The organism is Streptomyces canus, assembly GCF_001514145.1.
Lineage (GTDB): Bacteria > Actinomycetota > Actinomycetes > Streptomycetales > Streptomycetaceae > Streptomyces > Streptomyces canus.
Genome location: NZ_KQ948671.1, coordinates 82,042 through 105,245, shown reverse-complemented (window position 1 = coordinate 105,245; position 23,204 = coordinate 82,042). Strand labels below are relative to the sequence as shown.

The 23,204-nt window shown below is 70.0% G+C and carries 27 protein-coding genes; 12 read left to right on the top strand and 15 right to left on the bottom strand.

Going from position 1 to position 23,204, the window contains the following annotated elements; all coding sequences use genetic code 11:
* The first annotated feature begins 6 nt into the window (after positions 1 to 6).
* Positions 7 to 789: a DUF1707 SHOCT-like domain-containing protein gene (locus AQJ46_RS38825; protein ID WP_059210055.1), complete on the top strand. Its 783-nt coding sequence runs from the start codon at positions 7 to 9 to the stop codon at positions 787 to 789.
* 39 nt (positions 790 to 828) lie between these two features.
* Here AQJ46_RS38825 and AQJ46_RS38820 read toward each other — a convergent pair whose 3' ends face one another.
* A complete protein-coding gene (locus tag AQJ46_RS38820; RefSeq protein ID WP_059210054.1) occupies positions 829 to 2,163 on the bottom strand; it encodes an SGNH/GDSL hydrolase family protein in 1,335 nt (444 codons plus the stop codon).
* A gap of 195 nt (positions 2,164 to 2,358) precedes the next feature.
* Between AQJ46_RS38820 and AQJ46_RS38815 the strand changes: the two genes are divergently transcribed.
* Together AQJ46_RS38815 and AQJ46_RS38810 are read left to right on the top strand one after the other, a co-directional pair.
* Positions 2,359 to 3,726 (top strand): DUF445 domain-containing protein, encoded by a 1,368-nt coding sequence (locus tag AQJ46_RS38815; RefSeq protein WP_057610963.1) that lies wholly within the window; start codon positions 2,359 to 2,361, stop codon positions 3,724 to 3,726.
* Positions 3,727 to 3,793: 67 nt separating this feature from the next.
* The gene (locus AQJ46_RS38810; protein ID WP_059210053.1) at positions 3,794 to 5,251 is read left to right on the top strand and encodes an MFS transporter; all 1,458 of its coding nucleotides are present in this window, start codon (positions 3,794 to 3,796) and stop codon (positions 5,249 to 5,251) included.
* Between the two features lie 548 nt (positions 5,252 to 5,799).
* On the opposite strand, the gene AQJ46_RS38805 is transcribed toward AQJ46_RS38810, so the two are convergent.
* On the bottom strand, positions 5,800 to 7,245 hold the full coding sequence (locus tag AQJ46_RS38805; protein ID WP_404828514.1) for an alginate lyase family protein: 1,446 nt from the start codon (positions 7,243 to 7,245) through the stop codon (positions 5,800 to 5,802).
* Between the two features lie 112 nt (positions 7,246 to 7,357).
* Here AQJ46_RS38805 and AQJ46_RS38800 point away from each other — a divergent pair, with 112 nt between their 5' ends.
* Positions 7,358 to 7,729: a VOC family protein gene (locus AQJ46_RS38800; protein ID WP_059210052.1), complete on the top strand. Its 372-nt coding sequence runs from the start codon at positions 7,358 to 7,360 to the stop codon at positions 7,727 to 7,729.
* Positions 7,730 to 7,733: 4 nt separating this feature from the next.
* Here AQJ46_RS38800 and AQJ46_RS38795 read toward each other — a convergent pair whose 3' ends face one another.
* Positions 7,734 to 8,036 carry a hypothetical protein gene (locus AQJ46_RS38795; protein WP_059210151.1) on the bottom strand — a complete coding sequence of 101 codons (303 nt, stop codon included), beginning with the start codon at positions 8,034 to 8,036 and terminating at the stop codon, positions 7,734 to 7,736.
* Between the two features lie 186 nt (positions 8,037 to 8,222).
* Between AQJ46_RS38795 and AQJ46_RS38790 the strand changes: the two genes are divergently transcribed.
* Both AQJ46_RS38790 and AQJ46_RS38785 read left to right on the top strand, forming a co-directional pair.
* Positions 8,223 to 8,648, top strand: coding sequence for an Hsp20/alpha crystallin family protein (locus tag AQJ46_RS38790; RefSeq protein ID WP_208617053.1), 426 nt, complete (start codon positions 8,223 to 8,225; stop codon positions 8,646 to 8,648).
* Between the two features lie 90 nt (positions 8,649 to 8,738).
* A complete protein-coding gene (locus tag AQJ46_RS38785) occupies positions 8,739 to 9,155 on the top strand; it encodes a DUF2267 domain-containing protein (protein ID WP_059210050.1) in 417 nt (138 codons plus the stop codon).
* Between the two features lie 13 nt (positions 9,156 to 9,168).
* Here the strand turns inward: AQJ46_RS38785 and AQJ46_RS38780 are convergent, their stop codons facing one another.
* Entirely contained in the window at positions 9,169 to 9,549 is a 381-nt protein-coding gene (locus AQJ46_RS38780) for a hypothetical protein (protein WP_059210049.1), read from the bottom strand.
* Between the two features lie 188 nt (positions 9,550 to 9,737).
* Between AQJ46_RS38780 and AQJ46_RS38775 the strand changes: the two genes are divergently transcribed.
* Together AQJ46_RS38775 and AQJ46_RS38770 are read left to right on the top strand one after the other, a co-directional pair.
* Positions 9,738 to 10,547, top strand: a complete 810-nt coding sequence (locus tag AQJ46_RS38775) for an alpha/beta fold hydrolase (protein ID WP_059210048.1) — start codon at positions 9,738 to 9,740, stop codon at positions 10,545 to 10,547.
* Complete coding sequence (locus tag AQJ46_RS38770; protein WP_059210047.1) at positions 10,544 to 11,119, top strand: GNAT family N-acetyltransferase; 576 nt, start codon at positions 10,544 to 10,546, stop codon at positions 11,117 to 11,119. The genes AQJ46_RS38775 and AQJ46_RS38770 overlap by 4 nt, the downstream gene beginning before the upstream one ends.
* A 111-nt stretch (positions 11,120 to 11,230) precedes the next feature.
* On the opposite strand, the gene AQJ46_RS38765 is transcribed toward AQJ46_RS38770, so the two are convergent.
* The 4 genes from AQJ46_RS38765 to AQJ46_RS38750 form a co-directional block, all read right to left on the bottom strand.
* Entirely contained in the window at positions 11,231 to 11,896 is a 666-nt protein-coding gene (locus tag AQJ46_RS38765) for a nitroreductase (RefSeq protein ID WP_059210046.1), read from the bottom strand.
* Between the two features lie 89 nt (positions 11,897 to 11,985).
* Complete coding sequence (locus AQJ46_RS38760; RefSeq protein ID WP_059210045.1) at positions 11,986 to 12,645, bottom strand: MSMEG_1061 family FMN-dependent PPOX-type flavoprotein; 660 nt, start codon at positions 12,643 to 12,645, stop codon at positions 11,986 to 11,988.
* Positions 12,646 to 12,793: 148 nt separating this feature from the next.
* Positions 12,794 to 13,573, bottom strand: a complete 780-nt coding sequence (locus AQJ46_RS38755; protein ID WP_059210044.1) for a hypothetical protein — start codon at positions 13,571 to 13,573, stop codon at positions 12,794 to 12,796.
* A 46-nt stretch (positions 13,574 to 13,619) separates the two neighbouring features.
* Positions 13,620 to 14,036 (bottom strand): SsgA family sporulation/cell division regulator, encoded by a 417-nt coding sequence (locus AQJ46_RS38750; protein WP_059210043.1) that lies wholly within the window; start codon positions 14,034 to 14,036, stop codon positions 13,620 to 13,622.
* Between the two features lie 196 nt (positions 14,037 to 14,232).
* Here AQJ46_RS38750 and AQJ46_RS52935 point away from each other — a divergent pair, with 196 nt between their 5' ends.
* Positions 14,233 to 15,756 (top strand): sigma-70 family RNA polymerase sigma factor, encoded by a 1,524-nt coding sequence (locus AQJ46_RS52935; RefSeq protein ID WP_079072609.1) that lies wholly within the window; start codon positions 14,233 to 14,235, stop codon positions 15,754 to 15,756.
* A gap of 38 nt (positions 15,757 to 15,794) precedes the next feature.
* Entirely contained in the window at positions 15,795 to 16,592 is a 798-nt protein-coding gene (locus AQJ46_RS38740; protein ID WP_059210042.1) for an SAM-dependent methyltransferase, read from the top strand.
* A 4-nt stretch (positions 16,593 to 16,596) separates the two neighbouring features.
* Here AQJ46_RS38740 and AQJ46_RS38735 read toward each other — a convergent pair whose 3' ends face one another.
* Both AQJ46_RS38735 and AQJ46_RS38730 read right to left on the bottom strand, forming a co-directional pair.
* A complete protein-coding gene (locus tag AQJ46_RS38735; protein WP_059210041.1) occupies positions 16,597 to 16,899 on the bottom strand; it encodes a zinc-ribbon domain-containing protein in 303 nt (100 codons plus the stop codon).
* 64 nt (positions 16,900 to 16,963) lie between these two features.
* Positions 16,964 to 17,197, bottom strand: coding sequence for an NUDIX hydrolase (locus tag AQJ46_RS38730; protein ID WP_059210040.1), 234 nt, complete (start codon positions 17,195 to 17,197; stop codon positions 16,964 to 16,966).
* A gap of 294 nt (positions 17,198 to 17,491) precedes the next feature.
* Here AQJ46_RS38730 and chvE point away from each other — a divergent pair, with 294 nt between their 5' ends.
* Positions 17,492 to 18,586, top strand: coding sequence for a multiple monosaccharide ABC transporter substrate-binding protein (gene chvE / locus AQJ46_RS38725; RefSeq protein ID WP_059210150.1), 1,095 nt, complete (start codon positions 17,492 to 17,494; stop codon positions 18,584 to 18,586).
* Positions 18,587 to 18,619: 33 nt separating this feature from the next.
* Here the strand turns inward: chvE and AQJ46_RS55655 are convergent, their stop codons facing one another.
* A complete protein-coding gene (locus AQJ46_RS55655; RefSeq protein WP_159064107.1) occupies positions 18,620 to 18,823 on the bottom strand; it encodes a hypothetical protein in 204 nt (67 codons plus the stop codon).
* Here AQJ46_RS55655 and AQJ46_RS38720 point away from each other — a divergent pair.
* The gene (locus AQJ46_RS38720) at positions 18,800 to 19,222 is read left to right on the top strand and encodes a hypothetical protein (RefSeq protein ID WP_159064106.1); all 423 of its coding nucleotides are present in this window, start codon (positions 18,800 to 18,802) and stop codon (positions 19,220 to 19,222) included. The genes AQJ46_RS55655 and AQJ46_RS38720 overlap by 24 nt on opposite strands.
* A gap of 21 nt (positions 19,223 to 19,243) precedes the next feature.
* Here AQJ46_RS38720 and AQJ46_RS38715 read toward each other — a convergent pair whose 3' ends face one another.
* The 4 genes from AQJ46_RS38715 to AQJ46_RS38700 all read right to left on the bottom strand — a co-directional run bounded on the left by AQJ46_RS38715 (position 19,244) and on the right by AQJ46_RS38700 (position 23,182).
* Complete coding sequence (locus tag AQJ46_RS38715) at positions 19,244 to 20,230, bottom strand: BtrH N-terminal domain-containing protein (protein WP_059210038.1); 987 nt, start codon at positions 20,228 to 20,230, stop codon at positions 19,244 to 19,246.
* Positions 20,231 to 20,335: 105 nt separating this feature from the next.
* Complete coding sequence (locus tag AQJ46_RS38710; protein ID WP_059210037.1) at positions 20,336 to 20,848, bottom strand: nucleoside deaminase; 513 nt, start codon at positions 20,846 to 20,848, stop codon at positions 20,336 to 20,338.
* A gap of 40 nt (positions 20,849 to 20,888) precedes the next feature.
* Positions 20,889 to 21,437: a hypothetical protein gene (locus AQJ46_RS38705; protein WP_059210036.1), complete on the bottom strand. Its 549-nt coding sequence runs from the start codon at positions 21,435 to 21,437 to the stop codon at positions 20,889 to 20,891.
* Positions 21,434 to 23,182 carry a hypothetical protein gene (locus tag AQJ46_RS38700; RefSeq protein WP_059210035.1) on the bottom strand — a complete coding sequence of 583 codons (1,749 nt, stop codon included), beginning with the start codon at positions 23,180 to 23,182 and terminating at the stop codon, positions 21,434 to 21,436. The genes AQJ46_RS38705 and AQJ46_RS38700 overlap by 4 nt, the downstream gene beginning before the upstream one ends.
* Between the last annotated feature and the right edge of the window lie 22 nt (positions 23,183 to 23,204).

Genomic DNA, 23,204 nt, shown 5'->3' with positions numbered 1-23,204 from the left:
GGCCCCATGACGGACGAACTCCCGGAGCTGCGTGCCTCCGACGCCGATCGTGAGCGAGTCTCCGAGGTCCTGCGGGAGGCCCTCGCGGAGGGGCGGCTCGACATGGAGGAGTTCGAGGAACGGCTGGACGCGACGTACAAGGCGAGGACGTACGGCGAGCTCGCGCCGATCACCCGGGATCTTCCGGTCGGTCAGGTGGCCGCTCCCAAGGTCGACATGCTGAAGCGGCCCGAGCCCGACGGGAGTTGGGCGTCCCGGATCGTCGGCGGTGAGGGCTCGTCCACGTGGGCCGTCGCCGTGATGTCCGGGTTCCAGCGCAAGGGGCGGTGGACCGTGCCCCGGCGGTTCAACTGCTTCGCCTTCTGGGGCGGTGGTGAACTCGATCTGCGGGAGGCGAACTTCGCCGACGGCGAGGTCGAGATCAACTGTGTCGCGATCATGGGCGGGGTGCAGGTGATCGTGCCGCCGGGGGTCGAGGTCGTGGTGCGGGGGATCGGGATCATGGGCGGGTTCGACCACCGTGAGCAGGGTGTCCCGGGGGAGCCGGGCGCGCCTCGGGTGGTCGTGACCGGGTTCGCGTTCTGGGGCGGGGTCGGGGTCGAGCGGAAGGTGACGAGGGCCGAGCGGCAGCGGCTCCGTGAGGAGCGGCGGCAGCAGCGGCTCGATCGCCGGGAGGCGGTCCGGGAGCTGAGGGAGTCGGTCCGGGACGACGTCCGCGACGCGCATCGGCGGATGATCGGCGGACACCACGACAGGATGCGCGACCGGCGCCGACGGGGTGAGGACTGAGGGGCCGGTGGGCAGCGACCGGCCCCCACCGACCCGCGGCTACAGCCGTGCCGCCGTCGACCCCTTCAGGTACTCCAGATCGAAGGTGTCCGCCATCCGCTCGTACCCCTTGTCGTTGGGGTGGAGCCGGTCCCCGGAGTCGTACATCGCGCGGAGCGCACGGGGGTCGTAGGGATCCCTCAGCGCCTTGTCGAAGTCGATCACCGCGTCGTAGACCTTGCCCGAGCGGATCTGCGCGTTGATGGTCTGGCGGACGTCCTCGCGGGCCTCGGTCCAGGTGGTGCGCTTGCCGACGGGCATGAGGGTCGCGCCGACGACCTTGATGCCGCGCGCGTGCGCCTGGCGGACCAGGTCGCGCAGGCCGGTGAGGATCTTCTGCGGGTCGGCGGTGCCCGGCGTGCGGAGGAGGTCGTTGATGCCGAGGTCGATGACCACGATCTTGACGTTGGGGCGGTCGAGCACGTCCCGTCGGAAGCGGCGGATGCCCGCCTGGTTCTCCAGGGGACGGCCACGGGCGTCCGAGAGGACCCGGTTGCCGCCGATCCCCGCGTTGACGACGCTGTAGCGGGGCAGATCCTGCCCGGCCACGAGCGCGGTGCGCAGGCGCCGGTTCAGGTAGTCCGGCCAGCGGGCGTTGGCGTTGGCGGTGGAGTTCTTGCCGTCGGTCAGCGAGTCGCCGAAGGCGACCACCGTGCCGTCGGCCTCGCCGCTGAGCACGTCCAGCGCGGTGAGATACCGCCAGTGGTCGACCTGCTCGGTGTACGGCGTCCCGGTCTCGTCCTCGGTGAGGTCGCCCTCGCCGGCGTACGACGTCTGCCGTGCCGTCGGGTGGTAGGTGACCGGCCCGGACAGGCTGGGGGAGTAGGTGGTGACGAGGACGTCGCTGCCCGCCGGGAGGGCCAGGGCGGCGGCGTCGCTGAGCACCTGCCCGCCCGCGGCGATGACGACCGTGGTGTTGCCGGCGAACGTGAGCGGCCGCAGGGTTCCCGCGCGCGCGGCGGCGGTCTCCGTGCCGGCGGCGAGGGCGATCGAGGCGTGGGTGATGGTCAGCGCGGTCCGGCCGTAGAGATTGGACAGCGTGACGCGGGCACTCGTACCGCCGACGGCGGCGTGCACGACGTTGCGGACGGAGCGGCCGGTCATGCCCTCGGCCTGGGTGCCGGGCTCGGCGCCGACCGGGGAGGCGGACCAGGTGCCGACCCAGACCCCGGTGGAGGCGGGTGCGGCGGAGGGGCGTGCGGGCCGGGAGCCGGACAGTGCGGTGCGGTCCCTGGTACCGGTGTCGGCCGCCACTCCGATGTAGATGGCGGTGGACATGGCCACGATCACGGCGATGATCGCGGCAAGCAGGGCGTAACCATGACGCCGAGTCATGTGGTGCTGTTCTCCTAGGGCGATGGGAGCCCGAGGCTCCGATCTGATCACCTCATGATGAGGCATGAACCTGAGAGCAAGGGACGAGACCCCCTGCGGTTCGCTCGTCCGGAATGACGCCGGGAACTCTTGTTCCGTTCCGGGAGTCGCTCAGGAAGGGACAATGTGTGAGGGATCACCGAACGGGTGGAGCGGATGGAACGCACGAAACCTCAGGAAACGGGACCATCTGACGTGGAGCAGCATGCCCGGCCGGACGGGGCCGTGAACCGTGCCGTCCCCGCTTCGGCCGTACGTGCGATGAACACCTTCAGCGAGGCGGACCTGGAGAAACAGCGCGGGGTGCGGCGCATGAAGCTCACCGCCACCGGACTGCTGCTCCTCGTGGCGGTGGTGTACGTGCTGGCCAAGTGGGCGCACAACTCCGGGGCCGGTCCCTGGGCCGGCTATGTCGCCGCGGCCGCCGAGGCCGGCATGGTGGGCGCGCTCGCCGACTGGTTCGCCGTCACCGCCCTCTTCCGCCACCCGCTCGGCCTGCCCATCCCGCACACCGCGATCATCCCCACCAAGAAGGACCAGCTGGGGGTGTCGCTGGGCGAGTTCGTCGGCGAGAACTTCCTCTCCGAGGCCGTCGTACGACAGCGGCTGCGTGCCGTGGGGATCGGCAGCCGGCTCGGGGCGTGGCTGGCCGAGCCCGAGCACGCCGACCGGGTCACCGCGGAGCTGTCGGCCGCGCTCAGGGGCGCGTTGACCGTCCTGCGGGACTCCGACGTCCAGGCCGTGGTCGGGGAGGCGATCACCCGGCGGGCCGACGCCCAGGAGATCGCGCCCGGCATCGGGAAGATGCTGGACAAGGTCGTCGCCGACGGCGGGCACCGGCGGGTCGTCGACCTGGTGGTGGCCCGGGCCCACGACTGGCTCGTGCTCCATGACGAGCAGGTCATGGACGCGGTGCAGGGGGGCGCGCCCGGCTGGACCCCGCGTTTCGTCGACAAGAAGGTCGGCGAGCGGGTCTACAAGGAGCTGCTGCGCTTCGTGACCGAGATGCGGGACATGCCGTCCCATCCGGCGCGCGGCGCGCTGGACCGGTTCCTGACGGACTTCGCCTCCGACCTCCAGTCCGACACGGACACGCGCGCGCGTGTCGAGCGGCTCAAGGGCGAGGTGCTGGGGCGCGGCGAGGTCCAGGACCTGATCGCGTCCGCCTGGACCGCCGTACGGTCGATGATCGTCTCCGCCGCCGAGGACGAGCGCAGTGAGCTGAGGCTGCGGGTGCGGGCGTCGCTGCTGTCGCTGGGGGCGCGGATGGCCGTCGACCCGAAGGTGCAGTCGAAGGTCGACGGGTGGGTGGAGGGGGCCGCGGTGTACGTGGTCACCACCTACCGGCGGGAGATCACCTCCCTGATCACGGACACGGTGGCCGGCTGGGATGCCGAGCACACGACGCGGAAGATCGAGGCGCACATCGGCCGTGACCTTCAGTTCATCCGGATCAACGGCACGGTGGTCGGGTCGCTCGCCGGGTTGTTGATCTATACGGTGTCGCGGGCACTGGGGGCGTAGGCGGCCTGGTCGAGGGCACCCGGGTGGCGTTCGCTCGACGATCGCCCGACGGGGAGGGGGCCCTTCCGTGACCACAGCCCAGGCCGATACCGGCCGTACCGTGACGACGAACATCCCCGCCAGACTCGACCGGCTTCCCTGGTCGCGCTGGCACTGGACGATCGTCATCGGACTCGGCACCGTGTGGATCCTCGACGGCCTGGAGGTCACGGTCGTCGGCAACATCGCGAGCCGGCTCTCGGAACCGGGGAGCGGACTGTCCATCTCCTCCGGGCAGGTCACCGGGATCGCGGCGGCGCTGTATGTGGCCGGGGCGTGCCTGGGGGCGCTGTTCTGGGGGCGGCTGACGGACAAGTGGGGCCGCAAGAAGCTGTTCATGATCACGCTGGCGGTGTATCTCGCCGCCACGGCGCTCACGTCGGTCGCCTTCGAGTCGTGGTGGTTCTTCCTGTTCCGCTTTCTGACCGGGTTCGGGATCGGCGGGGAGTACGCGGCGATCAACTCCGCGATCGACGAGCTGATTCCGGCGCAGTACCGGGGCCGGGTCGACCTGATGATCAACGGGAGTTTCTGGCTGGGAGCGGTGGGTGGCTCGCTGCTGTCGATCGTCGCGCTGAACACGGACATCTTCGCGAAGGACGTGGGGTGGCGGCTGACGTTCGCGCTGGGGGCGGTGCTGGCGTTCGTGATCCTTCTCGTACGGCGGCATGTGCCGGAGAGTCCGCGGTGGTTGCTGATCCATGGGCGGGACGAGGAGGCGGAGAGGATCGTCTCGTCGATCGAGCAGCGGGTGGAAGCGGAGCGGGGCGGCGAGTCGTTGCCGCGGCCCGAGGGTGAGATCACGATCCATCAGCGGCGGAGTGTGACGTTCCTGGAGATCGCGCGGACGGTGTTCTCGGACTACCGGCGCCGGTCCGTGCTGGGGTTCTCACTCTTCATCGGCCAGGCCTTCCTCTACAACGCGATCACGTTCGGGTTCGGGGCGATCCTCACGACGTTCTTCGACGTGCCGACGGGGGACACCGGGTACTACTTCGCGGTCATCGCGATCGGTAACTTCTTCGGGCCGCTGTTGCTGGGGAAGCTGTTCGACACGGTGGGGCGGCGGGTGATGATCTCGTCGACGTATCTGCTGTCGGGGCTGCTGCTGTTCGGGACGGCGTGGTTGTTCGACCAGGGGTCGTTGAGCGCGGGCACGTTGACGGCGTGCTGGTGTGCGGTGCTGTTCTTCGCTTCGGCGGGGGCGTCGAGTGCCTACCTCACGGTGTCCGAAGTGTTCCCGATGGAGACGCGGGCGATGTCGATCGCGTTCTTCTACGCGCTGGGCACGGCGGCGGGCGGCATCAGCGGACCGCTGCTGTTCGCCGACCTGACGAGCACGGGCAAGGTCGGCGACACGGTGCTTGCCTTCCAGATCGGCGCGGGGCTGATGTGCGCGGCGGGTCTGGTGGCGGCGTTCCTCGCGGTGCGGGCGGAGCGGCGGTCGCTGGAGGACATCGCGAAGCCGCTGACGGCGTCGGCGTGAGCGTGCCCTTGCCTCCGGCGGTTGAGCGGGTGCGGGTTCGGTGGGGGCGGGCGTGGTGCGCAGTTCCCCGCGCCCCTGAGTGCCTGCGGCGGCCTGTTCCGGCTTCGGTGGGGGCTGGTGTAGCGCGTGCGGTGTGGTGGGTGGGTCGGGGCCGGGGTGGGGGGTGTCCGTCCTCGGTCCGGCGGTTGCTGGTGCTTGAGATGGGCTCGGTGTCGGACGCCGGCCGCTGCGGGCGGACACCCCCCACCCCGCCCCCTTGCCGCCGTACGCGGCTACCGGCCCGTCGGGGTGTGCGGTGCGGCGAACGGTCCGTTGTGGCGCGTGAGGGAGGGATCGGTCCGTCGGGGCGTGGGGTGCGGGTGCCGGCTCGCCGGGGCGCGGGTGCGGCGAGAGGTCCATCGTGGAGCGCGAGGTGACGATCGGTCCGTCGTGGCGCCGGTGACTGCAACTCCCCAGGGGCGCGGGGAACTGCGCGACCAGCCACGACGGACCCGCAGCCGCCCCAGGACCTGGCGAGGCACCTCAGTAGGCACCCGATCCCGTACCCCCTACTCCGCGCCCCCACGCCGCACCCGATCCCGCCGCCGCAGCAAAAGCAGTCCCCCCGCCACCGCAGTGATCCCCGCGGCCGCAGACCACCCGGCGATGTCGTCGGAACCGGTGGCCGCAAGGTCCTGCCCGGCGGCCGGGGACGCCGTACCCCCCGTCTGGGGCAGCGTGCCGGAGTCCGGAGAAGCGCTCGCGCCGGCCGCCGGAACAGGAGAGGCCCCCGTATCCGAAACCCGGTCCCGCGTGAACGCCAGCGTGCCGAAGCCCAATTGGTCGTAACCCCCGCTGTTGGGGCCGTAGTCCCCGCCCCCACCCTCCGGCGCGGACCTCGCCGCGATCCGTGTGACGTACGACGCCGAAAGCCCCCGCCGCTTGGTGTAGTGGTTGGCGATCATCGCCCAGATGGGCCGGGTCATCGCGGGGTCGACACCGGCCGCCGCGGACGCCGTCTCCCGCCCCGACCACCCTCCGATCGCCCCCTTCGCACGGGTGTTCGCGGTGTAGGAGACCTCCCCTCCCATGCCCCACTTCGCCACATACTGGGCGCCCTTGAGGAACCGGCTGTCGTCGTAGCCGTACAGGTCGTACCCCTGGTTCCACGCCATCTCGCAGAACGTGCCCATCAGGCCGACGCCGAGAAGCGCGTGCCCCTGGTCCCGGCCCGCCTCCAGCCACTCGGCGAGGCCGTCGTCGTACACGACAGGGATGGCGTTCCTGACGGAACCGAGGCCCTCGCCGTGCTTGAAGTAGTCGACGGCACGGGCGACTTGGGAGGCGTCGTCGCAGAAGATGCCGGTGGCCAGGACGCAGGCCATGGCGCACAGATCCCAGTTCGTCCAGTAGTTGGTGACGACGGCACCGTTGTGCCGGACCAGGAAGTCGTCGCTGAGCGGGGCGAAGACCTTGGTGAGCATCTCCTGGAAGCGGGAGAGGTCGAAGTCCGGGTGATCCCGGACGAGTTCGGCGGCGTTGGCGAACTGGTAGCCGTACAGCCCGGCGGCGAGGAATCGGTCCGCGCTGCCTTCGAGGGAAGTCAGCTTCGCCGACCAGGCGTTGAGGATCGCCACGGCCGTGTCGGCGTACACGCTGTCGCCGCTGACGTGGTGGCGCAGGCCGTTCTGGTACGCGGCGTGGATGTCGTTGTAGAGCGTCGCGTAGTTCTGCGGGCTGCCCGCGCCCCGGTACACCGTCGCCTGCGGGTTGGGCGCCCAGCCGCTCTGCGCATGGCGGTTGGCGGTCAGCTTGGCGAAACCGGCCGTGTAGGGCGCGGCGCCCGACTTCACCTTCGCGGCCATACGGGCGAGGTCGGCCTGCGTGTGCAGCAGACCCGGGTGCGCGAAGGCGGAGTCGGCGGCGGTGGCGGGCACGGCTGTCGCGGCGGTCACCGCGACACCCGCGGCTCCCGCCGCCTTGAGCATGCTGCGACGGCTGATCTGTGAAGTCACGAACGTCATTCCTCGCGTGCCGGTGGCTGGGGACGCTCAGGAGACGCGAGGGTGGGGAGGCGATAACAAAAAGACGCAGCACGTCGCCGATGACGACAAAGGAGCCGTGCCCATGAGCGTCCGCAGGATCATGCCCGACATCCATGTCGAGTCCGGCGAGGCCCTGACGGCCAACCGCGCCTTCTACGGCCTCCTCGGCTTCGAGGAGGTCATGGACATGGGATGGGTCGTCACGCTGGCGTCGCCCGCCAACCCGACCGCCCAGATCAGCTTCCTCACCGAGGAGCGCACCGCCCCCGTCGTCCCCGACCTGAGCGTGGAGGTCGAGGACGTGGACGCCGTGTACGCGCAGGTCGTGGCGTCGGGCGCCGAGGTCGTACGGGAGCTGCGGGACGAGGAGTGGGGCGTACGGCGCTTCTTCGTCCGGGACCCGAACGGCGGGGTGGTCAATGTGTTGACCCACCGGGCCGGGGGAGGCCGGTGACCTCTCAGGCCTTGCGGTCCGCCACCGCCCACGACGCCAGGGCCACCGCTCCCGCCACCCCGAACACCGCCGGCCACGCGCCCACCTTCTTGGCCAGCGGGTGGGACCCGGCGAAGGCGGCGACATACGCGGCCGTCAGCGCCCCGGCGGCCTTCCCGCCGGCCCGTTCCCGCCACTGCTGGGCCGCCGCGGCCCCGGCGACGGCCAGCACCGCCCCGCCCAGCTGCCGCTTCCTCGTCCAGCGGGCCACGCCGTACCCGCCGACGAGCCCGCCCGCCGCGACCACCGCACTCGGAACCCTCGCCATGTCTGCCTCCTGAACGATCACGCTCGGCGCGGTCACGATCGCCACCGCCGATGAGGCCGAGGCTAGCCCCGGGCCGACTCCCGGAAACGAACCTGAGTCGGGGCTTGTCAAGTTTCCTGGCTCCGAGCTATATAAGAAGGCGTAGGGCATCGCACCGCAGAGTCTGTGGAAAGGAGATGGACTGTGATGCTCATGCGCACTGACCCCTTCCGTGAGTTCGACCGGCTCGCGCAGCAGGTTTTCGGTTCCACCGCCCGTCCCGCCGCGATGGCGATGGACGCGTACCGGTCCGGGGACGACTTCGTCGTCCACTTCGACCTTCCCGGGGTCGACCCCGAGACGATCGAGCTGGACGTCGAACGCAACGTCCTGAACGTCCGCGCCGAGCGCCGCGTCCCCGCCCCCGAGGGCGCGGAGTTGATCGTCGCCGAGCGCCCCACGGGCTCCTTCACCCGTCAGCTCTTCCTCGGCGACACCCTCGACACGGAACGCATCGACGCCTCGTACGACGCCGGCGTCCTCACCCTGCGCATCCCGGTGGCCGAGCAGGCCAAGCCACGCCGTATCCAGATCACGGGCGGCGACAGCGAACGCAGGCAGATCAGCGGCTGAGCCCCGTCCTCGCAATAGACAGCGGCGTCCCGCGGGCCGGTGTGTCCGTCCGCGGGGCGCCCGGCGCGACAACCCTCAGGAGACCCGTACATGAGCGCGAACCGACCCAGCTGGACCGACCTCGCCGAGGCGGTGCAGGACGCCGGACAGTACGTGACCGCGGCGGAGGTGGAACACGTCCTGCGCGTCGTCCTGTCCGCCCTCGGCGACCACGTCACCGGCGAGGAACGCGTGGACCTCGCCCGGGCCCTGCCCGAGGAGGCGGCCAGGATCATCGCCTCCCGCATCCCGCTCAACAGACCCCTGTCGGCACCGGAGTTCGTGGAGACGGTGGCCGCCCGCATCGACGGCGCGACCCCGGCGACGGCCCGCTGGCACGTCAGCTCGGTCCTGAGCGTGCTCCCGGAACTGGTGGGCGACGAACTCGTCGACCGTGTCCTGGCCCAACTGCCCTCCGGCTACGCCCTGTTGTTCGGCAAGGCGGAGCTGGCGCCCGCGGCGGCCTGACGCACCCGCTCGCTCACGTGCCCTCGCCCTCGCGTGCCTCGGCGCGCAGTCGCAGCTCCGCCACATAGGCGGAGGCGATGGCGCAGCCGACGGCGGCGAGGGCGGAGCCCACGGCGACGGGATTGACGTACCCGGGGATCACCTCGGCCGGGTAGCTGCCGCCGCCTGTCATCTCGCAGTCGAACGAGAGAGGGAGGTAGCCCACCGAGTAGTCGATGACATGGACGACCTGCTCGTTCCCACGGCACGGGGGGATCGGCGCGGAGTTCGCTCCGCCGTCCTCCGCCTCCAGGACCGCGCCGGCGAGATGCAGCAGCCCCCACGCGTACACGGCGACTGCCCCGGTCCCCGCGAGCGCGGCGGTACCGCGCAGACACGGAATCAACGACGACATCCCGGCCCCCTGACCACTCGTTTTCCGGGTCCGCAGAGTCCAGCAGCACGCATGGCCAACGGCTGTGGCGGAGCCCACAGTTCCGGCAACAGGGCTGTCACAGATGGGACGGGGAAGACATCTGGCGCGAAGGGCGCGGGGCGGGCCAGTCTTCCCTTACGCACGGAACGACGTGACAGGGAGGGCAGTTGCCGTACCTGACCACCGGCGACGGCACCCGCCTCGCCTACCGTGACCGCCGCGACCCCGGCCCCGGCCCCGAGCCATCCGTGTTGCTCCTGCACGGCCTCGCGGGCCATCTGGGCGAATGGGACGACCTGGCAGGGCGGTTGGCGTCGTCCGGGCACCGCGTGGTGTCGTACGACGCCCGTGGCCACGGTGAGAGCACCCGCCGCCCGCCGACGGTGAGCCGCGCCGCTCACGTAGAGGACGCCGTGACCCTGCTGCGGGAACTGGATCTCGCCCCCGCGATCCTCGTAGGCCAGTCCCTCGGCGGCCATACGGCGATGCTGCTCGCGGCGGACCATCCCGAACTGATCCGGTCCCTGGTCCTGATCGAGGCGGGTCCGGCGGGCCGGAACTCGGAGCTGCCGGGCGAGATCGCGGGGTGGCTGGACAGCTGGCCCCTTCCCTTCAGGTCCCTGGAGGAGGCGAAGGCCTTCCTCGGCCACGAGGCATGGGCTCGGGGGCTCGAAGAGCGGGCGGACGGCCTTCGTCCACGCTTCGACCGTGACACGCTGGTCCGGACGATGACGGAACTGTCCGCCGACGGCTACTGGCCGCAGTGGTCGCGGATCCGCTGCCCCACGCTCCTCGTGCGCGGCGCGTCCGGCACCATGAAGCCCGCGGAGGCGGCCGAGATGCTGACCCGTCGCCCGGACACCCGTACGGCCGTCGTCCCGGGCGCCGCCCACGACGTACACCTGGACCAGCCGGAACTGCTCCACCGGGAGATCGAGAAGTTCCTGGCCGACGAGTCGACGAGGAGAAGCCCGTGACGTACGTCTTCCTGGAGACCGAAAGGCTGCGGCTGCGGGCGTTCACCGACGCCGACGCCGAGCGTCTCGTCGCCCTGGACGGCGACCCCGAGGTGATGCGCTTCCTCACCGGCGGCGCGCCCACGCCCCCCGGGACGATCCGCACCCGCACCCTGCCCCGCCTCCTCCACGACCACCCCGGCCTCGGCACCCGCGGCTACTGGGCGGCCGAGGAGAAGTCCACCGGCACCTTCCTCGGCTGGTTCGAGTTCCGCCCCCTCGACGACGGCAGCCCGGCCGTCGTAGAACTCGGCTACCGCCTCAACAAGGCGGCCTGGGGCCGGGGTTACGCCACCGAGGGCTCCCGCGCCCTCATCGACAAGGGCTTCAACGACCTCGGCGTCGAACGTGTCACCGCCAACACCATGACCGTCAACAAGGGCTCGCGCCGCGTGATGGAGAAGTCAGGCCTGACCTTCCTGCGCACCTTCTTCGGCGACTGGCCGGAGGCGATCGAAGGCTCGGAACAGGGCGAGGTGGAGTACGAACTCCTGCGCACCGTCTGGGAACAACGCCGACTCGAGCACTCATGAACACCGGGCGCCCGCTTCCTCGGCAACCCGAGGCTCGCCCTGCTGGAGCGGCGACGGGCTCAGGACAGGACGGTCGCGCCAGGGCGGTCCCGTGGTACTTGACCGCAGCGGTCAGACTCCGATGAAGCGCACTGTTTCTGTCATGTCCGCCCGCCCGGTGCGCAGCGGTGGCACGCCTTTCTTCTCGTATCCCACCGCGACACCGCAGAACAGCACGAGCCCGTCATCGGCGCCGACCATCCGGCTGACGGTCTTGCGATACATCGTCCACATCACCTGAGGGCAGCTGTGCAACCCTTCCGCTCTCAGCAGCAGCATGACCGTCTGCAAGTACATCCCCGCGTCCCCCCACTGCCCGGGCCCCATCGTCCGGTCGAGGTAGCAGAACAGCACGACCGGGGCCCCGAACGCCTCCGAGTTCAAGGCGGCGATCTTTTTGGGCCTGTCGAGGTCGTCGCGCTCGATCCCCAGTGCTTCGTACCGCTGGGCGGCCGCGGCCGAAAAGCGGTCCAGATACGGCGAGGTCAGTTCGGTCGGGTACATCGGGTACTCCCGCTCGTCACCCGGGTCGCCCGCCAATGCCCTGGACGTCGCGCGCCTCTTCAGTTCGACCAAGGGCTCGCCGCTCACGACATACAGATGCCACGGCTGGAGGTTCCCACTCGATGGAGCCCGCGTCGCTGCAGCCAGCACTCGTTCGAGTGCCTCTTTGGCCACCGGCACATCGCTGAACGCCCGCACGGCCCGACGACTGTCCACCGCTTCATACACGTCCACGTCTTCTCGTCCCTCTCAGCCAACGACAGCAACCCCTCCTTCGTCTTCAGCGTGCATGAAGGCATCAGAGGGGTCGTATCGCCGGCCCGTTACTCGTACCGGTACTTCAGCGAATCCGCCTCCGCCTGCTCGATGTCGGCGATCGTCAGCTCCGGCATCCGCAGCTGGGCCAGCGTCACCTCGGCCGAGGTCGGCTGGGCGTCCGCCGGCAGCCATTGGTCAGGCTTCCAGGCCCCGCTGCGTAGCAGCGACTTGGGGCAGTGCGGGTAGACCTCCTCGATCCCCAGCACCAGCGCACTGGCCGGCGGCTTGCCCACGGCGGTCAGCTGCGACAGCAGCTCCGGGCGGGTGGAGACGCAGGCCCGACCGTTCACCCTGAGCGTCGTGGTGCGCCCCGGAATGACGAACAGCAGCCCGGCCCGTCCGGTGGCGACGACGTTCTGCAGGGTGTCCAGACGCTTGTTGCCGGTCGCGTCCGGTATCGCCACCGTCCGTGCGTCCAGGACGGCGACGAATCCGGCGGGGCCGCCGCGGGGGGAAACGTCACAGTTGCCCTCGGCGTCCGCGCTGGCGACCAGGACCAGCGATGAGCATCCGATCAACCGCCGGGTCTGTTCGGTGAGTTCGGTCATCTGCTTGCGCACGGCCGCGTCGCTGGGGAGTTCGTAGGCCCGGCGCAGCGCCTCCTGGTCGGGCAGGGCGTCGAGACGGAGCGAGTCGAAGGCACTGCCGGCAAGAGGTGTCGTCATGCCCCGACCATAATGGGCCGACCTGCGAGCCTTCTTGGCGTTTTCTGCCCGGACGGGAATCGATCCCAAGGGGATCCCCGTCGAAGCCGCGCTGCACGGCCTTCGGCGGGGGTGTGCCGTGCTGCCCTCGTAAGACGCAGACTTCGGACTACGCCCAGTCGTCCGGTGCGCCCGCCGTGCGGCCGAAGGCCCAGATACGGTCGAACTCGGACTGGAAGTTCTCGTACCAGTGGCCGTCGCGGCCCGGGCGCAGGGTGAACACGGCGTCCCCGGTGGCGGAGCTGTGGGAGTAGATGTCGACGTGGATGAGCCCGTTCGGTCGCTCCGGGTCCAGCAGGACGAGGCCGAACGCGGGGACGAAGGGGAGGAACCGCACCTCGACCCGGGTCCCGGCCCCCGGGGTCTCCACCAACTCTCGCAACAGGTCGAGGGAGGAGCGCAACCGGTTCTCGTACACGGCCGGCCGGTCGGGCATCGTGCTGCGCCGGGCCGCCTCCGCCGGAGTGGAACCGCTCGGGTCGATCAGCGCCACCCTGACCGTCGCCCCGGCGGCCGCCCGGCCCTGCAACTCGTCGATCAGATTGCGCAGGGTCCGCCCCAGCGTCACCCCGACGATCCTGATGTCCTGCGCTCCGCGCACCTGTTGGACGAGCTCGGGTTTGTCGTGGGCCAGGAAGTCCTCCGCGGAGACCTCCCCAGCGATCCGTGACCGCACCTGCTCCGCCAGGTCCGTCAGCTGCCTGCGGCTGCCCAACAGACCCCCGGCGAGCAGGGCCAGCGTCGCGAGGGTGGCGGCGGCCAGCGTCTTGCCGCCGACCAGGTCCAGTGCGCCGAGCACCGCGAGGGCCAGGGACAACAGGGCCGTCGAGTAGATCTCCAGGTTCTCGCCGCGGGACAGGTCACGGCCCACTCGACGCAGGAAGCGCATGCGGGTCAGTGTGGGGGTGGGGTACGCCCCTGTCGAGATCGCCGGGTCACACCTCACCGAGCAACGCCGCCAGCCCATGGTCGAGCTCCGGCCCCAGATCCTCCGTGCCCGGCTCGACGACGGCGTAGGAGCGCAGCAGGAAGCGGCGGAGGGCGGCCGTGCCGAAGCGGATCACGGCGAGGCCCAGTGGTGAGTGGAACTCGACGACGGTCCGGGCCCAGCCGTACGGCCGTATCCGTACGTCCCCCTGCCCGGCCGGTCTCCCGAGCCCCTCCTCCAGCAGCGCCCGCCCGAACATCCACGTCACGCCCTCGCCGTCGGCCGACACATGCGCGGGGAAGTCGATGTGCACGGCGAACGGCTCGGCGGAGCTGTAGCGCAGCGTGGGACGCACCGGGAGTTCCGGGTGGTAGGAGGTGATCAGGCGGGCGCGGACGGTCTGTTCCAGGGTGGTGAGGCGCATGGGTGGCGGTCTCCGTCTCGGTGGGGAGCGTGGGTCGGTTGCCATGTCGAGCCGCAGGGGTGCCCCTTGATTACGCGGGGCCCGGAGTCCGTTCATGTGACCTGAGTCACGGCCGGAACTGAATGGTTGAAAGTTTTGTCATCTACGCTGACAAACCCTTGAAGCGTCCCGTCGCCGGGAACTGGAGCGTCCCCGCATGACCGACCAACCGGCCAGAGTGCCCGCCCAGGCACCCCCCTCCGCGACCGCCGCGTACGTGCGGATCTACGAGGAGGAACAACCACGCCTCGTCGCATACGCCCGCTCGCTCACCCGCAACACCTGGGCGGCCGAAGACCTCGTCGCCGAGGCGCACTTCCGCGTGTGGCGGCGGCTGTCCGCCGGGCACGAGATCGACAACGTCCCGGCGTACCTCATGACCACCGTCCGGCACCTCGCGTCCTCCGTCGCGAGCGCCACCCACGAGACCCCACGGGACCCGCAGATCCCCGAACAGGCGTCCCCCGGGCATGTGGAGGACCCGGCCGAACAGGTCTCCTCCACCGACCTGTTGGTACGCGTTCTCGGTGAACTCCCCGAACGCTGGGTGCAGGCCCTGTGGCTCGCAGACGCCGAGGGCCAGCCGCTGGAGACGGTCGGCCGGCAGATCGGCGCCAAGCAGGGCGCCACGGCCGTACTGCTGCACCGCGCCCGCGAGGGCATGCGCCAGGCGTTCCTGCGCTCGCAGACCGAGGCCCCCGACGATCCCGCGTGCGAGGTCCACTGGGTCCGCATGCCGGCCTACGTCCGCGGCAACGCGACCCCGCGCCAGTCCGAACGCCTCCTCGCCCACGTCGACGCCTGCGACGGGTGCCGGGGCCGCCTCGCCGTCCTGATCCGCGCCAACAACCGGCTGCCCGCACTCGTGGGCCCCGCGCTGCTGGTCTTCGTGGTGGGCGGCGGCACGGGGAAGTTCCTGGCGTCGCTGACGGCCGGGTCCGCGGGGGCGGCGTCGGTGACCGGTCAGGGTCTTCTTCATACGGCCCGTGCGGCGGGCCCGAAGGCCAAAGCGGCCCTCGCCTCCGGTACGGCGGCCGCCGCGGCCATCGCGGTCGTGCTGGTCCTCGGAGTGAACGAGTCGCCCGCGACGGCGACTTCGCCGGGGAAGGCGCCGGTGGCGCAGGGGCCGCTGGCACAAGCGCCGGTGACGGGGCCGTCCGCGGGGGCGGCGGGGGAGACCCCGGGGGGTGCCGCGCGGCAGGTCGAGCGGGATCGGGATCGGACTCGGGAGGACGGGGCGGAGGCGGTCGTCACCGAGGACGTCGGGGAAACGGCGAACCCCGGCAATTTCGGGAGCGGTTCGGGCAGCTCGGACGGCGGGGGTGCCGAGGGCGACCCGGGAGCGCCGGAGCAGCCCGCGCCGGAGGTGCCGGAGCCGACGCCGGCACCGCCGAAGGAGCAGCAGCCCGAGCCCGAGCAGCCGAAGTCCGGCACGCCGGGGGAGGAGTCCCCCGTACCGCAGCCGATTACGCCAACTCCCGCTGACCCCGACCCTGTTGGTGAGTCACCGGAACCCCCGACGTACTCGGAACCTCCGACCACTCCGGAGCCACCGGAGCCATCGGACCCGCCCGCACCGGAGACCCCGGCGCCACCCACTCCCGGCGACAAATGCGGCCACGAGCCACACCCGGAACTTCCGCCCCGGACAAGAGAGTTGAGCCAACGTACGCATAACTGACGCGGTCAGGCGCCCGCCGCCGCCCGAGAGGAGCCCCCGTGAGAGAGAACGGCTTCCGTGCCGAGGAGATCGACACCACCAAGCCGCACCCCGCACGGATCTACGACTACCTGCTGGGCGGCAAGGACAACTACGAGGTCGACCGCCAGGCCGGCGAGCAGCTCATCGCGGCGGCCCCGGAGGCACGGATCGGCGTACGGGCCAACCGGGCCTTCCTGCGCCGGGCCGTCCGCCACGTCGTCGGCACCGGTGTCCGCCAGATCCTGGACATCGGTACCGGCCTGCCCACCTCACCGAACGTCCACGAGACGGCCCTGGAGGTGGCACCGGACATCCGCGTCGCCTACGTCGACAACGACCCGATCGTGCACACCCACGCCGGCGCCCTGCTCAGCGCGGCCGGCAAGACCGGCATCGTCCTGGCCGACCTGCGCGACCCGCGGGCGATCCTGGACGACCCCGACGTACACGCCGTCATCGACTTCGACGAGCCGGTGGCCCTGCTTCTGGTCGCCGTGATCCACTTCCTCACGGACGCGGACAAGCCCGAGGAGATCATCGCCACCCTCCGCGACGCCCTCGCCCCCGGCAGCCACCTGATCCTCTCCCACGCCACGGGCGACTTCGCCGACCGCAGCGGGGCGGCGGCCGTCTACAGCAAGGCGACGGCCTCCATGAACCTCCGCACCCGTACCGAGATCGAGCGCTTCTTCGACGGCTTCGAGCTGATCGACCCGGGCGTGGCCCAGGTCCCGTTCTGGCGCCCGGACACACCCCCGCCGCCGCGCTCGCGGGAGATCGGCTTCTACGGCGGGGTGGCCCGCAAACTCACCTGAGCCCTTACTGGTGGTACGGCTGCTGCGGTGCCTGTCCGCCCTGCACCTGACCCCCGTGCCCGCCACCGGCGGCGGCCTGCGTCTGCAGCTGCTCCGCCTCCTCCGCGCTCACCTTGCTCTCCGCACCGCAGAACGTGCACTGCGTCGCGTACTTCGTGGAGATCGGGAACAGCGGCACGAAGAACAGCGTGAACTTCGTGACGCGCTTGCGCAGGGTGTGCGCGGCCGGGTTCCCGCAGCGCCCGCACACCAGCGTGAGTATCGCGAGCTGGTACAGGTATCCCTTGGTGCCAAAGAGGATGAGCATGATGTCGTCGCCTTCCAGGGTCGGTGCTTGAGAGGCAGTATCCCCGCGACCGGCGTCCGACCGCTCAGAGCTCCGGCAGTACGCGGTCGAAGAAGGCCAGGTCCTCCTCGAAGACAGGATGCAGCCCGGCGAACTCTGCTGCTGTGACCCAGCGCACGGCACTCACCTCGCCGGGGTCCATGACCACGTCCCCCGCCTCGGCCTCCGCGGTCCACCAGTGCAGCCGGAACCCCTTGTCATGGATCTCGGACTCCCACACCTTGGCCCACGTCCGGTCCGGCGTTCCCGACCCGCACACGCTCTCTGTAACTGATCCTGTTCACAGCGTTGACATCTCCCTCACCCGCCTTTACCGTCGCGCCGGCATATAGAACGCGTGACGAAATTTCGGACATCTGTAAGGCGGTTCCCTGTGCACGCCCGGAACAGCGGGAGCAGGCCTGTACGGCAGGACCGCCGCCCCCCTGACGTTCGGCCCGTTTAGGGCATTCGGGTATCCACCCGCTCCACCCGCACGGCACCCGTCCGGGTGCCTGCACGTCTGATGCGCCGTCATCGTGTCAACGACGAGAAGAACAAGGACCCATTCACGATGCTCAACCGAAGAGCCGCCCTCGCCGCCCTCGCCGGAACCGCCTCCCTCGCCCTTACCGTGTCCGCCTGCGGCAAGGAGAGCGAGGGCAGCTCTCAGAGTCGCTCCGAGGGCGGTACCGTCGGCATCGCCATGCCCACCCAGTCCTCCGAGCGCTGGCTCGCCGACGGCAAGAGCGTCGTCGAGGGTCTGAAGAGACGGGGGTACAAGACCCAGCTGGTCTACGGCGACGACGACCCGAAAGCCCAGCTGTCACAGATCGGGACCCTGATCGAGCAGGGCGTCGACGCGCTGATCATCGCGGCCATCGACGCCAAGTCGCTGAACGGCGTGCTTCAGCGGGCCTCCGACGCGCGCATCCCGGTGATCTCCTACGACCGGCTCATCCTCGGCACCGGGAACGTCGACTACTACGTCTCCTTCGACAACGAGATGGTCGGCCGGATAGAAGCCAACTACATCATCGAGAAGCTCGGCCTGGAGAAGGGCAAGGGCCCGTTCAACATCGAGCTCTTCGCCGGTTCCCCCGACGACAACAACACCAAGTACTTCTTCAAGGGCTCCATGGCGCTCCTGCAACCGTTCCTGGACAGCAAGCAGTTGGTCGTCCCGTCCCGTCAGACCGGGCTGGGCCAGCTCACCATCCCGCGCTGGGACGGACCCACCGCGCAGAAGCGCATGAGCGGCCTGCTCACCCGGTGGTACGTCGGCAGGACGCTCGACGCGGTCCTGTCGCCGTACGACGGCATCTCCCGGGGTGTCCTGTCCGCGCTGGAGGCGCAGGGCTACGGCTCCGCCGGCAAGCCCCTCCCGATCGTCACCGGCCAGGACGCCGAGCTGCCCTCGGTGAAGTCGATCATCGCGGGCCGGCAGTCGCAGACCGTCTACAAGGACGTCCGCGTCCTCGCCGGCGCCGCCGCGTGGATGGTCGACGACATCCTCAGGGGCCGGGCGACGCGGATCAACGACCGGTTCAGCTACAACGACGGCGTCAAGGACGTGCCCGCCTACCTGCTCCAGCCGCAGAGCATCGACAAGACCAACTACGAAGTACTGGTCAGGGACGGCTACTACACCGCCGAGGAGCTCACGTAGCGACGGGATGTGTGCCGAGCCCGGCCCCGGCCCTCAGGTTGGCTGCTGCTCGGACAACTCTCGGAGCAACGCGCTGTATTCGTCGGGATGCCGCTCGCGCAGGATCCCCAGCCACAGGCGACCACTCTCAGCGAAGACCGCTGGTTCCATCTTCAAATGAAGATGGTTGACGACGTAGAACGCGTTGTCGTACGGAAGTTGAGGTGGCTGTCCGTGGCTGTCCAGTTCGTCCGACACGGCTTCAGCGGAGTCCGTTGCGGGTTCAGAGCCGCGAAGTTGTGCTCCAAGGGCTCCAGAGCCGCGAGCCGGCCGATACCAGCGCCGTCGAACTCCTCGACCACCTCTGGGACGTCGTCGTCACCTCAGTCGCACCCGACGCCGCTGGAATTCCTCACCGGCCAGCTCCCCGAACCCACCAGCGCCTGGCTGCTGGGCTGCGCCCTGCGCCTCGCCGGCGTCGACGACGGCGCACGCTTTTGGTGGCAGTACGCCGCCGGCGCCGAATTCACCCCGGCCGCCTATTGCCGACACGTGCAGCCAGTACTTGGCGCCCTCGCCTCCGTCGCCGGCCCAGAGCAGGTCAGAGTGGTGGACACACCGCTGGCCACCCACCTGAAGTACCGCGTCGGGAAGTGAGGCCCGGGCCTTGCTTCAGGACTACAGACGGCTCAGCGCCTCCATGGCCTCGCGTTCGATGCGTGACAGCTCGTGGAGGGCGGCGCCCGCCCGTCCGAGGTACTGCTCATCGCCCGCCTCCCCGGCTCGGGTGATCAGTGCGGCGACCTCCGTCCACAGCGAGGCGGCCTCGGCGTACAGCCGGTGGCCGGTGCGCAACTGGGGACTTGGCTCCAGCACTTGGGAGCACTCGGCGAGGAAATCGCGGTAGAGATTGCGGAACAGGGCGCCACCGGTACCGGCCTTCTCCATCAGGAGGGCGGCCTGCGGCAGGTCCCGCCGCGGGTCGTCGGTCCGCCCGAGCCAGGTGCGGACCAACTTGCCGCTCTTCTCGATCCCGCGATGACCCAGGTTGGCGATCGGCGGGTTGAGAAAGGCGACGGCGCAGGCGGTGATGGCGGGAACGATCCTCGTGTGAGCAGCGGGGAGGTCCTGGGGAACGGTGAGGGTGAAGGACCGGTGCCTTGCGGTCATAGGCCCACGCGCGGCCCGAGCCTGAGCGAGACCGCCGAGACTCGTGGACACCGCTCCGCCCTGCTGCTCGGTGTCCACCAGGTAGGCGACCTGGTCGTCGTAGCCGTACATGGCGACGACATGACCACCGAAGTGCACCTTCGCCCCGAAGTAGTCCAGGTGGAAACTGTCGAGCTGCAGCCCCACGGGCCGGCCGCCCGCAATGACCTCCACGACGTTCGCCCAGCCTTTCCGGGGCGAGGCGGTCTCCTTTACTACGAGATCCAGCCCGAGCGTCTCGGCCAGATTCCTGGTGAGCTCGAAGGGCTTGACCCGTCCCCCGAGGAAGGGGAACCCCATGCTCTTGCTGTCCCAGTAAACGAAGGAGAGCCCGCGGCCCAGGCCAAAGAGCATGGGCTCGGAGAGATCGAGTCCTTGGTGGCGGAGGAGTACGCCGAGGGTGGTGGTCTCGCAGTGCTGGGTGGCGCGGACGTCGATACCGCTGACGGTGGTCACTTAATGCTCTCCTGGTCGGGTTGATCGACCCGGTCATCACGCCACGATGACACCGCGTCGCCTTACGAGGAGTGAAGTCGGCCCATGCCTACCGCGAGGTGAACCTCAGAGCTTCGGCTCAACGGGGAAGGGAAGTTTGTCCGCCCAGCCGGCAAGAGCCGACGCCGCGATCTCGCGGGCCTCGCCGCCTGCGGAGGTCTCCGTGAGGAGGGTCCGTTCGGCGTTGGGGAGGGCGAGCTCGCGGTAGAACTGGAGGTCCTCGAAGCCGTTGACAGCGACGTCGTGACTGGTGGCGGCATACACGAGACGAGGGACGCGCGCCCAGTAGCAGGCGGTCAGGCACATGGGGCACGGCTCGCTGCTCGAGTACATCACGGCGTCTTCCATCAGATGGCGCCCGAGCTTCGTACCGGCGGCACGCAGGGCCATGACCTCGGCGTGTGCCGTGGGATCGCGGAGCTCGACGACCGAACTGGTACCGGTGGCCACGACCTCGCCGTCGATGACGACGATCGCGCCGAACGGGGTCTTGCCCTCGTCTTCAAGGGCGTGGCGGGACAGTTCGATGGCTTGGGTGAGGAAGTCGTGGTCCTGAGGGGTCTCGGGAGCGTAGGGCACCTGTTCTCCAAGTGTTCCGTCGAGCCGGTTGCGGGTGCACTTACATGTAGATGGAGGGATCGGCGTCGCCGAAGGGGCCGTCAAAATCCATGTCGTAGCCGGTGAGGGGCGTGGTCGCTCCGGCGGTGGTGACGGTGTGCAACGCCAGTTCGGCCTTGTGGGGGTCGGTCCAGTCCCCGTTTTTCAACAGTTCGACCATATCCGGGATGTCTGCGCCGGACTGGTCGCCGCGGAGTATGAGCCGGTGGATGCGCGGAGCGGCGGACGAGCCTGCCGGGCAGAGCAGAACTCCCGTGGCGGACAGCCGCTCGTGCCACTCGGCGAAAGCCCGGTCGACAGCGGGCGGTCGGGAGATGGTCTCGGAGGTGAGAGGGAGGTTGTGCAGGATGACGCGGGTGAGGGTGAGACGGTCGCCGCGTCGCAGCTGAGCGGTCATCAGGGCGTGGTCCACCTCGTTACGGAAGGCCGTGAACTCGGGCTGAAGCCAGACCTGGCCACACTGCACGACCACCGCTGCGGTCACGTCCGGCGCTTCGATCCCGGCGAGGCGTTCGCGCCAGGAAGCCATGTCTATGACGGGGTCGGTCACGATCCCTCCCGGGTGTGGGCGCCGACCAGTTGCAGGACGGCCAGGCCGGTGACGACGGCCTCGACGGGGTCGTTCTCCCCGGCGGCCCCGGGCAGAACCCGCGTGGCAAGGCGGGCGGTCGCCTGCAAGGCAGGAGCGGGGAGTACGGCGAGAAAGTCACGCAACTCGGAGTCCCTCTCGGCGGGAGCGAGCGGGGCCAGGCGACAGGCGACGGCGAGAATCATCGCGGCGGGCCGCCGCTGGGGCTCGACCAGCGGGACGGGCAGCCGGTAGGTGCGGCCGCCTCGGGCGTGCCGTATCTCCGCGCTGGCCGAACCGGGAGGGTCGGCGCGGCAGACGAGACTCAGGAGGGCCTCGCGGGCCTCGGCTGCCGTGGTGAAGTAACGGTGGGTGGCGAAGGTCCGCAGGTAGGCACCCAACAACTGGTGGTCGGGCGTGAATTCGGGCCGTATCAGTTCCGGCGGGTGAGGCAGCCGTGCATCGCGCAGAGTCGCGAGTGCCGTCACGGAGACGAGGGCCCAGAAGTGGTCGTAGTCCTCGACCGCACCGAGAACCCGTCGGGCGGCGTCGGCCTCGGGCGTGGAGACGCGCCCTTGACCGCCGTACAGGGACTGACGCAGCTGGCTGAGGATGGAGGCCCCGTCCCAGTAGTTCCCCATGAACTTGGTGCCGGTGAGGATCTCGTACGTCCCGTACAGCGCGCTGGCCTGATGGGCACCGTGGAACTCGGTGAAGTCGCCGGTCCACAGAAGCACTTGGAGCGGGCTGGTGAGAATGGAACCGAGTTCGTCCTGGTGGGCGGCGGACTTGGGGTCGGGGTCGACACAGCGCAGGATCTTCAGCCGGGCGTCGGTGGTGAGGGCGGCCAGTTCACGGGCGGCCCGGCTCGAGGCGACGCCGCGTACCGACATCAGCAGGGCGGTGTTGGCGAGCCACGCCAGGTAGCGGCTGAGGGCGCCGAGCGGCGGAGCGGGGTCGGACAGCCGTCGGCAGTGACCGATCACCGAGTCGATGAGCGCGTGGGCGCAGGAGACGACCTGGATCGGGTCGGCACCGCCGGCGAGAGTGGCCCGCACGAGGCGGTGCAGCACATCGAGATGAACAGTGACGGCGTCGTCGACGGCCTCGACCGGCACCTCCGCCTCCACCAACTGGTCGACGAGGTGCCGGATGGCGGTCGGGTCGTTGCCGGTCGCGGCCTGGCTGACGGTCCCCAGGTAGGAGTTGACGATGGGGTCGTGCTCAAGGCCGGGGGACTGCGAGCCGGGACGGCTGCCGCCCATGTTGCCTCTGCCGCCTCTGTTGCCACCCTGCCGAGCCAGCGCGTCGGCGAGGGTGTGGCGTAGCAGCTGATTGCGGCCACCGATGCTGGCCAGCCCGAAGAGCCGTACGAAGGAGAAGACGCCGTAGATGTTGGCCAGCAGGAACAGCAGCGCGCCGTAGGTGGCACTGGTGGCGTTGTCGCCGAGCAGCCCACAGCCGGTGAACAGCGCCGCGAACCATCCGATGAGTACCCACTCCCGGAACGCGATGTGCCCGTCGATCGCCCGTAACGACGGCCACGAACTCGCCGCGGAGAAGGTCAGCGCGAAGATGACCGCCTCACCGGTCAGCAGCGTCGCGAAGAAGGCGATGCTGAACTGGGTCGCGTCGACGACGTCGTCATGGCTACGGGGATAGGCGAGAGCGACGAACGCGAGGCCCACGGCGCACAGGAACAGCCAGATCTGTCTCCATACCTGCACTGTCGCTCCGTGTCCCCTGAGC

What these genes read in the sequence shown, in the direction of transcription:
- AQJ46_RS38825 (WP_059210055.1), top strand. Translation starts at nt 7, where the DNA reads ATGACGGACGAACTCCCGGAGCTGCGTGCCTCCGACGCCGATCGTGAG.
- AQJ46_RS38820 (WP_059210054.1), bottom strand. Translation starts at nt 2,163, where the DNA reads ATGACTCGGCGTCATGGTTACGCCCTGCTTGCCGCGATCATCGCCGTG.
- AQJ46_RS38815 (WP_057610963.1), top strand. Translation starts at nt 2,359, where the DNA reads ATGGAACGCACGAAACCTCAGGAAACGGGACCATCTGACGTGGAGCAG.
- AQJ46_RS38800 (WP_059210052.1), top strand. Translation starts at nt 7,358, where the DNA reads ATGAGCGTCCGCAGGATCATGCCCGACATCCATGTCGAGTCCGGCGAG.
- AQJ46_RS38795 (WP_059210151.1), bottom strand. Translation starts at nt 8,036, where the DNA reads ATGGCGAGGGTTCCGAGTGCGGTGGTCGCGGCGGGCGGGCTCGTCGGC.
- AQJ46_RS38790 (WP_208617053.1), top strand. Translation starts at nt 8,223, where the DNA reads ATGCTCATGCGCACTGACCCCTTCCGTGAGTTCGACCGGCTCGCGCAG.
- AQJ46_RS38785 (WP_059210050.1), top strand. Translation starts at nt 8,739, where the DNA reads ATGAGCGCGAACCGACCCAGCTGGACCGACCTCGCCGAGGCGGTGCAG.
- AQJ46_RS38780 (WP_059210049.1), bottom strand. Translation starts at nt 9,549, where the DNA reads ATGTCGTCGTTGATTCCGTGTCTGCGCGGTACCGCCGCGCTCGCGGGG.
- AQJ46_RS38760 (WP_059210045.1), bottom strand. Translation starts at nt 12,645, where the DNA reads ATGACGACACCTCTTGCCGGCAGTGCCTTCGACTCGCTCCGTCTCGAC.
- AQJ46_RS38755 (WP_059210044.1), bottom strand. Translation starts at nt 13,573, where the DNA reads ATGCGCTTCCTGCGTCGAGTGGGCCGTGACCTGTCCCGCGGCGAGAAC.
- AQJ46_RS38750 (WP_059210043.1), bottom strand. Translation starts at nt 14,036, where the DNA reads ATGCGCCTCACCACCCTGGAACAGACCGTCCGCGCCCGCCTGATCACC.
- AQJ46_RS52935 (WP_079072609.1), top strand. Translation starts at nt 14,233, where the DNA reads ATGACCGACCAACCGGCCAGAGTGCCCGCCCAGGCACCCCCCTCCGCG.
- AQJ46_RS38735 (WP_059210041.1), bottom strand. Translation starts at nt 16,899, where the DNA reads ATGCTCATCCTCTTTGGCACCAAGGGATACCTGTACCAGCTCGCGATA.
- chvE (WP_059210150.1), top strand. Translation starts at nt 17,492, where the DNA reads ATGCTCAACCGAAGAGCCGCCCTCGCCGCCCTCGCCGGAACCGCCTCC.